This window comes from Opitutus sp. GAS368, assembly GCF_900104925.1.
GTDB lineage: Bacteria > Verrucomicrobiota > Verrucomicrobiia > Opitutales > Opitutaceae > Lacunisphaera.
This window is the reverse complement of the sequence record NZ_LT629735.1, coordinates 3,328,412-3,341,351: the sequence shown is the minus strand read 5'-3', so window position 1 is coordinate 3,341,351 and position 12,940 is coordinate 3,328,412. Positions and strand designations below refer to the sequence as shown.

The following is a 12,940-nucleotide window of genomic DNA, read 5'->3' as shown; positions in this document are numbered from 1 at the left end:
GCCTGGAGTATGCCGCCGTCGCCATCCGGCGGCTCGGCGTTTGTTGCGATTGAGTGCGCAGGGCTTGCCCGCGGTCAGATGGTCCGGGAGTGCTGCAGGGCCGAGGCGGTGACCGTGGGGTCGAACCGCATCGCGATCACGCGCAGCAGCGGCACGCCGAGCCGCGTGACCTCCAGCCCGGTGGCGCTCCGCCGCACGAGGCCGTCGGCCTCCAGCTCGGCCAGAGAGGCGATCTCCGCGGCATAAACCTTTGGAAAATCGAGGCCGAGTTCCACGGAGAGCGCCCCGTAATCCAGCCGCCGGTCGCACATGAGGCGCATGATGATCGTGCGCCGCCGGACGTCCTCGGCGGTGAGCCGCAGGCCGCGCTCGATGGGAAGCTGGCCCGCGTCAAGGGCCGCGCGCCACTCTTCCAGCGTCTTGTAATTCTGCCGGTAGCTGTCGGGGGTCGAAGAGATGGCCGAGATACCGAAGGCGTAGAGCGAGGTGCCGCCCTGGGTGCTGTAGCCCTGGAAATTGCGGTGCAGCGTGCCTTCGCGCAGCGCGATGGCCAGCTCGTCGTCCGGCCGGGCAAAATGGTCCAGGCCGATGTCGATGTATCCGGCCCCCGTCAGCATCTCGTGCGCGACGGCGGACATCGCGAGCTTGTCCTCGGGTCCGGGCAGCTGCGCGCGGTCGTCGAAGATTTTCTGTGCCGGCTTGATCCACGGCACGTGGGCGTAGCTGAAGACGGAAAGGCGGTCGGGCTCAAGCGTCAGCACATCGCCGACGGTCCGCGCGAACGACTCCGGCGTCTGCAGCGGCAGGCCGTAGATGAGGTCGACGTTGATGGACTCGAAACCGGCCGCGCGCAGCCAGGCGAAGGCCTGCTCATTCTGGCTCTGCGGCTGGATGCGGTGGATCGCCAGCTGCACCCGCGGGTTGGTGTCCTGCACGCCCAGCGAGGCGCGGCGGGCGCCGATGTCGTGGAGCGCGGCGACGTGTTCCGCGGTCAGGCGGCGGGGATCGATCTCGACGCTGAACTCGACGTCCGGCGCGACATTGAAGTGTTCGCGAATCAGCGCGCCGAGACGGCGCAGCCCGTCCGGCGGGAAAAAGGTGGGGGTGCCCCCGCCCAGATGGATCTGGGTGACGGACCGCGCCGGGTCGATCTGGCCCGCGGTCAGCCGGATCTCGCGCGCGAGGTCGTCCAGGTATTCGGCGGCCGCGCCGCGCCGCCGGGTGATGACGGTGTTGCAGCCGCAGAACCAGCAGCGGCTCTCACAGAACGGCAGGTGGAAATAAAGCGACAGCGGGCCGGCGCCGGGCCGGTTGTCCGCGGCGATCGCCTCCTCCAGCCGGAGCGGGGCGAGCGCGGTGGTGAACTTGGTTGCCGGCGGATAGGAAGTGTAACGCGGGCCGGGAATGGAGTATTTCCGGATGAGATCAAGGTCGAGCGCGCGGCCCGCCGGGAGTTGGGTGTCTGCGGGGAGGATCATGCGTGGACCTCCAGTATGCCGGAAGGCCTCCGCCCCGGCTGCGCCTCGGTTGCGCAAGACCGCGCAAATCTTGCGGCGCCCGGGCCTACCGGACCGGCGCGGGGCTGCGCCACCGCTCGCGCGGCAGGCCGGCCAACCCGATGGCCGCCAGCTGGCTGGCCATGAACAGCGCCAGCCACCAGAAGGCGGCGTCCATGAAGCCGTAGCTGTGCAGGCCGACCCCCAGCATGTTGACGCCAAACCAGCTCCAGGCCGTCACGACGTTGCCAAAGACGGCCAGCGCCATCAGCCCGCGCTGCTTCACCAAGCCGCCCCAGCGGGCGTGCAGGATGAGGGAGTTCCAGAGGACAATGATGAGCGCGCCGTTCTCCTTCGGATCCCAGCCCCAGAAGCGACCCCAGGACTGATCGGCCCAGATGCCACCGAGCACGGTGCCGACAAAACTGAACACCGTGGCAAAGCAGACGACGCCGTAGACCATGCCTGCCAGCGCGTCGGCCGTCTTCGGGTCGAGCGATTTGGTGAAGATGCCGCGAGCCAGATAAATGAGCGCCAGGAAGCCGGCCAGGAAGGTCGCCGCGTAGCCGGTCGTCACCGTCACCACGTGCGTCGCCAGCCAGAAATTTGAATCGAGGACGGCGCGCATCATCTCGAGCGTGTCGCCGCTGAGCGAGAGGTGGTGGGCGATCAGCAGCGTGGCGAAGCCGATCAGCCCGGCCGCGACGCTGCCGATGGCGTTCCGGTAGGTCAGCTCGAGCACGAGGCAGAGCGCGACGGAGCCCCAACCGATGAAGAGGGCCGACGAATAGAGGTTGGTGACCGGCGGGCGGCCCTCAAGCCACATGCGCATGGCGATGCCGGCGGTGGCCAGCACCCACGCGAGGGCGATGAGCCAGAGCGCGGCGCGGCCGAGCGCCTCGGGCCATTTCAGCCAGGAGAATACGGCCAGCAGGAAGGCCACGACATAAAGCGTCATGCTCGTGTAGAACGGCTGGGCGGCGTTGAAGCGCGCCTCGGCGTCACCCTTGCGCAAAAACCCGGGGATCGTGCCCTCGAGCCCGGCGCGAAAGTCATGGACCATCGCGTTGAACGCCGCCGGCTGCCCGTTGCGCCAGGCCAGGCCGAGTCCGACGTAGGCGGCGGTGGCGGCGTCGAGCCGGCCGCGCGCCAGGCTCGCGCCCAGCGCGCCGCCCGGGTTCAGCCAGCCCGCCAGGTTGGTCTGGCCGCCGGTGGCGGGCGGAATCAGGCGGAGGTTGCCGAAGGACTCGACGGTGGCGAAGGTGGTGCGCAGGTCGCCGACGGCCTTGGCCGCCGCGGCGTCGAAGGACTGGCCGGCCGCCTTCGCGCGCTCCGCGGCGAGGCCGGCGGGCACAAGGGTGTCGAAATGCACCAGCTGGTCGAGGTAGCTGTCCACGCCGGGCGCGATGATGTTTTCCTGGAGGCTCTCATAGAGGACGAGCCCGTCGCGCAGCTGGATGACCGCGCGCTGGAACGGCGAACGCACGGCGGACTCGACGGCATCGGCGAGCTTCGCCTGCCGGTCCAGCTCCGGGATGCCGTTGGCGAGCTGGTTGAAGCTGAAACGTTTTTTGCCCGTGCCGTCCTCCGGCGTGAGGTTGAAGAGCGTGAGCACGTCCGGGTGGACGATCTCAAACACCGGGTAGGCGTTGGCAAGGTCCGGCTTGTAGAGCATGTCCAGCAGCCATTCGCCGGGGCTGACCGGGCTGCCATCGGGCGCGGTGACGCGCTGGCGGCCCTGCAGCACGAGCAGGGTCGTGCGGGCCACGGTGTCGAGCGGCTTGGTGCGGCCGTTCACCAGCGTCGGCAACCGGCCGAAGCCGGCGAGGTCGAAGTCGCTTTTGACCGGCGGCGGAAACAGCGAGACGCCGACCGCGGCAACCGCGAGGGCCAGCACGGCCAGCGGGAAAATCCGCGCCGCCGTCCAGGGAGCCGCCGGCGCCGGACGCGGGGCCGCCGTGGCCGGGGTGACCGCAACCGGCCGGCGGCGCCGGCCGATGAAAGCAACGAGATGCAGGCCGAACTGCCAGGCCAGACCGAGCGTCATCACGCCGCAGGCAACATAGGGAATGAGCCAGCTCGGGTTGCGCACGACCTGAAGTACGGTGGTCTGGTCGTTGTTGGCGAAACCGGCCTGGTAGAACGTAAGTCCGGCGTGACGCAGCGGGTTGTTCATGTAGATCAGCACCTCGCGGTCCTCGCGACCGTCGGGCGTGGTCAGGCGCAGCCGGCTGGAAAAATTCTTGGGAATGTCCGTGCCGGCGTAGCGGTCATGGTTGAACTTCAGCAGCGTGAGCGTGTAGGGCTGGTAGTGCCGCGCGAAGCGCAGCGCGATCTTCCACGTGCGTCCGGCGAAATCGAAGCGCTGCGGCTCGAGCAGCGGCGACACCAGCCAGGTGCCGAGCGACCCGTCCGGGCCGGCCAGCTCGACGTAGGCCGCCGGCAGGTTGCGTTCGTCCTGCTTGAAGGTGAGCGGCTGCGGCGCGACGAGGACCGACGGGCCGACGCCCTGCGTGGCCCCCGCGCCGTCCGCCGCCGCGGGCGCGGTGCCGGTGGTCTCGCGCAACGTGGCGTTGGGCAGGTAGGTGCGGACCACGACGCGGAACGGCAGCTTGGGGTGCTGCACCATCTGCTTCCGGGCGAGCGGCGACTCGGGGATGACCACCACGTCGTCGAACTGCGCATCGGTCGTGTCGGTGACCGCCAGCTCGATGTTCCGGTAGCTCTCCGAGTAGTTCTTCGTCTCCCCCTGGTCCAGGCGCATCTGGTATTCGTCCTGCCAGAGGCCGGTGAGCAGCTGGCCGACGAGGAGCAGAACAAGGCCGGCGTGCACCAGCCAGAGGCCGAGCTTGCGCCAGCCGAGGGTGAGGCGGTAGGCGTGCGCCGCCAGCAGGTTGGCCAGCAACAGGCCGCCGAGCGTGTAGCCGCCGGGAAAGACGGCGAGCGACATGTTGCTTACGGGCCAGTATACGATGAACGTGTTGAAGTATTTCGCCTGCACCACCCAGATGCCGAGGTTCACCTGGTCGAGCGTGGCGACGAGGATCAGGATGATCGAAAGCAGGATGAGCACAACCGTGAGCTTGAGCGAGACGAGCAGGTCGCGGGCGTCGCGCCCGAGGGTGGAGAGGAATTTCACGGCGCGGAAAGGGTTTGCAGGAAGGCGAGGAAGGCGGGCTTCTCCGTCGCGACCAGGTCGGCCGGGCCGGTGAGCTTGAAGAACCACGTGGCGCCGTTGGCCGGCACGATCGCGCCGAGGAGACGGACGGACGGGCCGCCCGTAAGATCCACGAGGGTGACCGACAGGCCGTTGACCCTGATGCGGGTGATGGTCGCGGGGAGTTCGGCGGCCGTGAGCGGGGGCAGCTGGAGCTGGCCGCGCCAGCGGTTGACGTTGGCCAGTTCGCCGCCGACGTCGCCGGGGAAGGCCGTGATGGCGAGCTCGCTGTTGGCGCCACTCGCGCCGGGCACGAGATAAGTCGCCTTGCGCATCGCGGTGGCAGGCTTCTCCTGCCAGAGGGCCGGCGCCGTCCACTTGAGCCCGGGACCGTCGGCCTTGATCACGGGCGTGTTCGCCATATCCGGGGCCGGCCCGGCGGCCGGCGGCGGCGTGGCGGAAGCGCGGGCGACCACGGGCGCCGCGCGAACCGTCTGGAGAAATTCGAGGTAGGCGGATTTGGCCTGCGCGACAATCGCCTCGGGACCCGTAAGCTTGAAGAACCACGTGGCGCCCGCCTGCGGCACGATCGCACCGAGCATGCGTTGTGCGCCGCCGGTGAGGTCCACGACCTTCATCGCCAGGCCGTTGGCTGTGACGGGCGTGAAGGCCGCGGCGAGTTCCGCCTCGGTGATGGGCGGCAGCCCGAGCTGGCCGCGCCAGCGGTTCACGTTGGCCAGGTCGCCGCCGACATCGCCGGGAAAAGCGGTGATCGCGAGGTCGGCGCCGGCGGCACCCTCCCCGCCCACGGCATAGCTCCCCTTGCGCATGGTGGAGGGCGGCTTGGCCTGCCAGGCTGAGGGCGCGGTCCATTCCAGGCCGCCCGTCCCTGTGGCGGCGACCGCCAGTCCGGCCATGCCCGCGGGCGCAGCCGGCGCGGGCGCGGGGGTGTCATGTTCCTTCGGTATACGATAGCTCACCACCTGGGAATCACGGCAGGCGGCGAGCCATAGCGGCAGGGCCAGCGCGCAGAGCGACCTGAATTGCCCGCGGCTAAGCAGGAGACCGGGGCGGCGGCCGGGCCATGCTGCCGCGCGGGTGCGTGGAGAGAGAGTCCATTTCATCGTGGACCCCCATCATGACCGAAACGGGGCGGGAGGGCTCCGCGTATCTTGCGGGGATTTGGGCAATCCTTGCGACTTGGCGGCAACCGAACCGACCCCCTTGGCACGGTTGGGGCCCGGCAGGACAAATGTTGCGCCAAGCTCAGCAACCCATGCACAGCCAGCGGGGCGAAATTCCGCCATGTTAGAGCAACGACTTCACCGTTGCCGCGACTAAACTCTACTCATCGCCCACTTCAACCACCGCATTCCACCATGAAAAATCGCTGTCTCCTCCTCACCACCAGCCTGGTCTTTCTTGCGGGCACAGCCCTCGGTCATGCCGCCCCCGTCACCGAGAACTGGGAAAACAACTGCACCAAGTGCCACGGCGACGACGGCAAGGGCCAGACCAAGGCCGGCAAGAAACTCCAGTTGAAGGATTACACCGACGCCAAGGCGCAGGCCGAGATGAAGGACGAGGAAATGATCAAGTCCATCACCGAGGGCATCAACGACAAGGCCGGCAAGGAAAGGATGAAGGCCTACAAGGCCGACCTCTCCGCCGACGAGATCAAGGATCTCGTCGCCTACATCCGCAAGTTCAAGGCCTGACGCCACCGGCCGTCCCGGCACACGACACACGTGGCGGCCGGACCAGCCGCAGCACGTTGACACACTCCCTTCCCACCATGTCCGAGCCCATCTCCTCCATTCCGGTCGCGCCCAAGCCGCGGTCCCATTTCAACAACTGGATCAGCGCCATCGGCGGCGTGCTGGCGCTCGGCGCGCTGTTCTCGTTCGCCCTGCTGGTCTGGATGGACTTCACACAGGGGGACAAGAATCCCTACCTGGGCATCTTCACTTACATCGTCGCCCCGGGCTTCCTGAGCACCGGCCTCGTGCTGGTGTTCTTCGGCGCCTGGGCGCAGCGCCGCTGGGCGATCAAGCACGCGGCCACGGTGCCGGACAAGTGGCGGCTGGATTTTTCCAGCCCGGCCCAGCGCCGCTTCCTGGTCCTCTTCGGCGCCGGCGGCGTGGGCTTCATCATGCTGAGCGCCTTCGGCAGCTACCAGACCTACCATTACTCGGAATCGGTGCAGTTCTGCGGCCAGGTATGCCACCAAGCCATGAACCCCGAGTTTGTCGCCTACCAGCGCAGCGCCCACGCCCGCGTGGACTGCGTGGAATGCCACATCGGCTCCGGCGCCCAGTGGTTCATCAAGGCCAAGATCAACGGCACCCACCAACTCATCGCCTACACGCTGGACAACTACAACCGCCCCATCGCCACCCCGCTCAAGTATATCCGCCCGGCCCAGGATATCTGCGCCAAGTGCCACTGGCCCGAGAAGTCCCACGGCAACCTCGACCGCACCTACGAACATTTCCTGTCCGACAAGGCCAACACGCCCTACACCGTCCGCCTGCTTCTGCGCGTCACCGAGCCCCGCGCCGACGGCGCCCTCGGCGGCATCCACTGGCACGCCGGCCCGGACGCGCAGGTCGACTATTACGCCACCGACGATAAGCGCCAGGTGATCCCCTGGATGCGGGTGACCAACCCGAAGGACGGCACGGCGCGCGTCTACCGCGCCGCGGACTTCAAGGGCGAGCCGCCCGCGGACAAGATCCGCCGGATGGACTGCCTCGACTGCCACAATCGTCCCGCCCACGACTTCCCGAGCGCCAACGCCTCGGTAGAGCAGGCGATGGCGTCCGGCACGCTCAGCCGGAAGCTCCCCAACATCAAGCGCGAGGCCGTGAAGGCCATGCTGCAAAAGGAAATCAGCACCGCCGCCGCGGCCCCGGGCAGGATCGGCGACTACCTCCGCGGCAAGTATGCCGAGGCCGCGGACACCGCGCCCGCCATTGCCGAAGTGCAGCGGCTGTTTGCCTCCTCGATGTTCCCCGAGCGCCAGGCCGATTGGCGCGGGTATCCCGACAACCTCGGCCACAAGGACTGGGCCGGCTGTTTCCGCTGCCACGACAGCAAGCACCAGGGCGCCGGCGGCCTGGTCGTGCCCGCGAGCGACTGCACGTCCTGCCACACGATTCTCGCCCAGGGCAAGGGCGCCATGCTCGAGCAGCTCAATGCGCGCGGCCTGGAATTCAAGCACCCCGACGGCGAACTCGATCCCGACCTCACCTGCTCCGACTGCCACAACGGCGCCATCCAGAAGTAGCGCCGGCCGGCGCACCCCCGCGATGGGCAACGCACCAATTACTGCCCACACCTGGCCAAGCGATGCGCAGTCATCGCCCGGAAAATCCCGTATAAGGAGGGTGCCATAACAGGTAACCCAGTCGCCCAAGCCTTTCCTCCCATGAATCTCCCCACCCGCTGGACCAAAAACACGCTGCTCTTCGGCGGCATCGCCGCCTGGGGTCTGCTGCTGATCTCCTGCGTCTCCGCGAACCGCGCGGTGCTCGCGCCGCCCGCGGTGCCCGGCGCCCAGTTCGCCGGCTCCAAGTCCTGCGCCGAGTGCCACGCCGACCACACCGCGCACTTCGCCACCGCCAGCCACGCGCGCCTCGCCCTCGCCGATCCCAAGGTGGGGGATACGGGCTGCGAAGCCTGCCACGGCCCCGGTTCGATCCACAACAAGTCCGGCGGCGCCAAGGGCACCATCATCAACCCGCGCCGGTCGCCGGAGACCTGCTTCGCCTGCCACCTCGACAAGCGCGCCCAGTTCAGCCTCCCGAACAGCCACCAGGTGCTGAACGGCAAGATGAGCTGCGCCGACTGCCATGAGGTCCACAAGGGCAACGCCATCGCCGGCACCGGCGCCGACCTGGAGGGCCAGAACGCCACCTGCACCAAGTGCCACACCGAGCAGAAGGGCCCGTTCGTCTACGAGCACGGCGCCATGCGCGAGGGCTGCGTCGCCTGCCACAACCCGCACGGCACGATCAACGCCAAGATGCTCGTCGCCCGCGACGCCAACCTCTGCCTGCGCTGCCACCTCGAGGTGGGCGACCCCGGCTCCTCCGGCCAGATCAACGCCAACGCGATCCGGCACACGGCGGAGAACCACAATACGCGCCTCATGCAGGGCACCTGCTGGAGCGCCGGCTGCCACGAGCAGCCGCACGGTTCCAACGCCAGCTTCCACTTCCGCAACTGACCACACCCAACCCATTCCCAGCCATGAAAGTCACCCTTGCCGACTTCATCCGCCCCGCCGGCCTCCTGGCCGGGGCCCTGCTCGCCCTCGCGGGAGGAACGGTCCGCGCGGCCGACAAGCTGCCCTCCGACGCCTTCCCCGATTTTGAGAGCTACATCAAGATCAGCGGGCAGGCGGCCTCCATCACCGGCAACGAGGCCGCCTTCCAGACCCGCACGAAGCAGGACGCCAACGGCGGCGCCGGCATCGAGGATCTGCACTTCGCCAAGGACGTCACTAAGACGACCACCCTCACCCTCGATGGCCGCGCCCTCACCGGCGCCGAGGACTACCTCGGACGGGTGAACCTGACCAAGACCGACGTCGGCTCCGTCGACTTCGGCTACAAGCGCTTCCGCACGTTCTATGACGGTGCCGGCGGATTCTTCCCGACCAACAAGGAGTTCATGACCCTCCCGAACGAGGATCTGCACATCGACCGCGCCAAGTTTTGGGTGGAGGCCAACCTCGCACTGCCCAACGCGCCGACCTTCAAGCTCCGCTACACGAACGAACTGCGCGACGGCCGCAAGGATTCCACCATCTGGGGCGACACCGACTTCACCGGCCTGCCCTTCACCGTGGCCCCGAACCCCATCACCCAGGTCCGCAAGATCGTCCCGAGCTACCTGCAGGTCAGCGAACGCCACGAGCTGCTCGAGCTGTCGTCCAGCTACAAGATCAAGAAGACGGAGATCGAGCTCACCCTGCTCGCCGACCGCACCGACAACGACGACATCCGCTATGTCACGCGCTTCCCGGGCGAGGTCATCCCCTTCTCCATCGTGAGCCTCGCTTCCGCCGCCCAGCCCGCCGCCAAGGCCCTGCTGACACCAAACAACTGGAACAACCAGGTCGCCATTGCCGAGAATGACGCGATGAAGACCAAGACCACCGGCTTCAACCTGGCCACCAGCACCGAGCTGACGGACAAGGTCACCCTGAAGGTCAACGGCAACTACGAGCTCGTGCACACCGAGATCGGCGGCGGCCGCCCGCTCATCACCCAGACCGCGACCGCCACCGGCATCGTGCCTGTCGCTACCGACAACTATCAGGGCCTCAGCGGCGGCACCCGGGTGAAGAACTACGTGGGCAACATCGCCCTCGACCTGAAGCCCATCCCCGCCCTGTTCGTGAAGCTCGCCTTCCGGGCCCAGGATGAGTTCATCCACGGCGTCTCCAGCTACAATGTCGTCGCCGCCTCGGGCACGCCGGCCGTCACGCTCACCAGCACCCCGCGCACCGGCTGGGCCAAGATCCACCAGAATGTCCGCACGCCCGTGCTCGAGTTCCGCTACACCGGCATCAAGGACCTCGCCCTCTACTTCACCGGCAGCAAGCGCAGCCTGAGTGGCGACGAGAACAACACCTCGTCCTACAATCCCCTGACCGCGACGGTCGGCACGCCGGCAGTCAACTCCGTCTCCGAGGACCATGGCAACTACACCCTCGGCGCCAACTGGCGGCAGTCGGCCCGGCTCACCCTGCGCGGCGAGGTGTTCCACAAGGACCACAAGGACAGCACCGTCGGCTACGGCACCCTCCCGGCCATCGTCGGCGACTACTACCTGCTCGATTCCCAATACACGGGCTTCAAACTCACGGCGCTGGCCAAGCTGACCGACCAGCTCGCTTTCACGACCCGCTTCATCTCCCAGAAGGGCAGGATGCAGGTCACGGGCTTCCTGCCCACCTACCCGGCCTATGACTCCCTCGACGCGAAGAACTACATGATCGCCGAGACCATCGACTGGAACCCGAACGCGCAGGTCTACGTCCAGGTGAACGGCACCGCGACCTACCAGGTGATCAGCACGATCTATCCCCGTGCCGGCGTCACCCCCGCCACCCCCACGGTCAACGCCTTCGACACAAACGGCGTGCTGCACAACTCCGACAACAACTACGTGACGGGCAGCTTCCTCACGGGCTTCGTGCTCAACAAGAACACCGACGTGCAGATTCAGCTGAACTATTATCGCGCCGACAACGGCAACGCCTACCTGGCGGCCATGACGACCCCCTACGGGGTGGCCGTGCGCGACGTGTCCTACACGGTCGGCGTGAAGCACAAGCTCACGGACAAGCTGCTCCTCAACGCGAAGCTCGGCTACTTCGACAGCCAGAACGACACCACGGGCGGTTTCACCAACTATCACGGACCGGTCGCCTACGTGGCTTTCGACCGCTCGTTCTGAGCCTGGCGCGATTCCCTTCCGGCCGCGGGTGCCCCGACCCGCGGCCGTTTTATGGCCGCGTTCCCCGCTCCGTGTTTTGCCGACAGCAAGATATGCGGCGCTAACACCAAACCGACGGTAGTCACCCGCGCGACGATGCGTGATACTGCCCGCCGAGAAGGCGCCCGCTGCGCGCCTTCCACCCCGTGAACGAGCCCCCGCAGAGTTTGCCCGTGGACCGGCGCCTTGAGCTACTCGAGGCCCGGCTCGCCGCACTCGAGGCCCGGCTCACCCGGCCCCGGGCGGCCGCCCCCGCACCGGTCACTCCCGCTGCCGCCCCGCTGGCCGCACCGGCCTTGAATGAGGATGCGCTCGAGTTTGAGGTCGGACAAAAGTGGTTCGCCAACGTCGGGATCGGGGTGTTGACCCTGGCGGTCGGTTTCACTGTCTCGCTGCCCTACGCGGGCTTGACGGCCGGCGTGCCGTTCCTGATCGGCGCCACCGGAGCCGCGGGCCTCCTGGTGCTGGCCCGCTACTGGCGGCAGTCATTCGCGCGGATGGCCGGCTATCTCCGCGGTGTCGCGGTGGCCCTGCTCTACTTCGCCACCCTCCGGTTGTATTTCTTCGGCGCGGCCCCTCTGCTGACCACCGACTCTGGGGCGGGACGCGCCGTGCTCGCGCTGGTCGTGGCCGGCAACCTGGTCTTCGCCTGGCACCGGCGCTCCCCCGGGCTGGCCGGGCTGGCGCTGGCTACGGGCTACGCAACCTGCCTCGCGGTGGACGCCGCCGGCTTTTTCCTGCCCGGATTGGTGCTGCTCGCGGGACTGGCGGTCGCCGGCAGCCATCGCGGCCGCTGGCCGGGGTTGGTGCTTGCCGGGCTGCTGCTCACCACCACCACCTATGCCCTCTGGGCGGCCAATAATCCCCTGCTCGGCCGGCCATTCCAGTTCGTCGCGACGCCGGCGCTCGCCCCGGCCGGCCTGCTCGCGTGCATGCTGGTGCTCGGGCTCGGCCCGCTCCTGCGGCGCGACGGCACCGAGGAGGACGGCCTCGCGAAATCCTGCGCCCTGCTCAACTGCGCCCTGGGCTATGGCGTGTTCCTGCTGCATACCCTGGCGGTGTCCGGGGCCGGCTTCCTCGCGGCCCACGTGGCCGCCTCGGCCGTGTTTCTCGGGCTGGCGGTGCTCTTCTGGGTGCGGGCGCGGAGCCAGGTCGCCACTTTTCTCTACGCCATGACCGGCTACCTGGCGCTCAGTGTCGCCATCATCAAGGCGGCCGCAACGCCCGGGGTCTTCGTCTGGCTCTCACTGCAAAGCGTGGTCGTGGTGGCGACGGCCGTCTGGTTCCGCTCGCGCTTCATCGTGGTGGCGAACTTCCTCATCGGCACGGCGATCGTGCTCGGCTACGTCGGCGTGACGGAGCACGAGACCGGCATCAGTCTCGGCTTCGGCATCGTGGCGCTGGTGAGCGCCCGGATCCTCAACTGGCAGAAGGCCCGGCTCGAACTGAAGACGGAGCTCATGCGCAACGCCTATCTGCTCGGGGCCTTCGTGGTGTTTCCCTACGCGCTCTATCACCTCGCGCCGGTGCGCTACGCCGGCCTGGCCTGGGTCGGGCTCGCCCTCTTTTATTACGCGATGAACCTGGTCGTGCGGAACCAGAAGTTCCGCTGGATGGGCCACGCCACGCTGCTGCTGACCACGCTGTTCATGGTGATCGCCGGCACCAGCCGCTTCGAGCCGGTCTACCGTGTTCTGTCCTTCTTGGCGCTCGGCACGGTGATGGTGCTCGTCTCCCTCGTCTTCACCCGGATGCGCAAACCGCCGCGGCCGTAGCC

8 protein-coding genes are annotated in these 12,940 nt (G+C 67.9%); 5 read left to right on the top strand and 3 right to left on the bottom strand.

Going from position 1 to position 12,940, the window contains the following annotated elements; translation table 11 throughout:
- Positions 1-74: 74 nt before the first annotated feature.
- The 3 genes from hemN to BLU29_RS18435 all read right to left on the bottom strand — a co-directional run bounded on the left by hemN (position 75) and on the right by BLU29_RS18435 (position 5,777).
- Positions 75-1,478, bottom strand: a complete 1,404-nt coding sequence (gene hemN / locus BLU29_RS14200; protein ID WP_091059212.1) for an oxygen-independent coproporphyrinogen III oxidase — start codon at positions 1,476-1,478, stop codon at positions 75-77.
- 85 nt (positions 1,479-1,563) lie between these two features.
- The gene (gene ccsA, locus BLU29_RS18610) at positions 1,564-4,635 is read right to left on the bottom strand and encodes a cytochrome c biogenesis protein CcsA (protein ID WP_231962237.1); all 3,072 of its coding nucleotides are present in this window, start codon (positions 4,633-4,635) and stop codon (positions 1,564-1,566) included.
- Positions 4,632-5,777 carry a hypothetical protein gene (locus BLU29_RS18435; RefSeq protein ID WP_197677719.1) on the bottom strand — a complete coding sequence of 382 codons (1,146 nt, stop codon included), beginning with the start codon at positions 5,775-5,777 and terminating at the stop codon, positions 4,632-4,634. Before BLU29_RS18435 ends, ccsA begins: the two co-directional genes overlap by 4 nt.
- A 255-nt stretch (positions 5,778-6,032) precedes the next feature.
- Between BLU29_RS18435 and BLU29_RS14185 the strand changes: the two genes are divergently transcribed.
- The 5 genes from BLU29_RS14185 to BLU29_RS14165 all read left to right on the top strand — a co-directional run bounded on the left by BLU29_RS14185 (position 6,033) and on the right by BLU29_RS14165 (position 12,938).
- Positions 6,033-6,371, top strand: a complete 339-nt coding sequence (locus BLU29_RS14185) for a cytochrome c (RefSeq protein ID WP_091059210.1) — start codon at positions 6,033-6,035, stop codon at positions 6,369-6,371.
- A gap of 77 nt (positions 6,372-6,448) precedes the next feature.
- Entirely contained in the window at positions 6,449-7,942 is a 1,494-nt protein-coding gene (locus BLU29_RS14180; protein ID WP_091059207.1) for a NapC/NirT family cytochrome c, read from the top strand.
- Between the two features lie 141 nt (positions 7,943-8,083).
- A complete protein-coding gene (locus BLU29_RS14175; RefSeq protein WP_091059204.1) occupies positions 8,084-8,884 on the top strand; it encodes a cytochrome c3 family protein in 801 nt (266 codons plus the stop codon).
- Positions 8,885-8,907: 23 nt separating this feature from the next.
- Entirely contained in the window at positions 8,908-11,124 is a 2,217-nt protein-coding gene (locus BLU29_RS14170) for a hypothetical protein (protein WP_091059201.1), read from the top strand.
- A 185-nt stretch (positions 11,125-11,309) separates the two neighbouring features.
- Positions 11,310-12,938 carry a DUF2339 domain-containing protein gene (locus tag BLU29_RS14165; protein WP_157693890.1) on the top strand — a complete coding sequence of 543 codons (1,629 nt, stop codon included), beginning with the start codon at positions 11,310-11,312 and terminating at the stop codon, positions 12,936-12,938.
- The last annotated feature ends 2 nt before the right edge of the window (positions 12,939-12,940 follow it).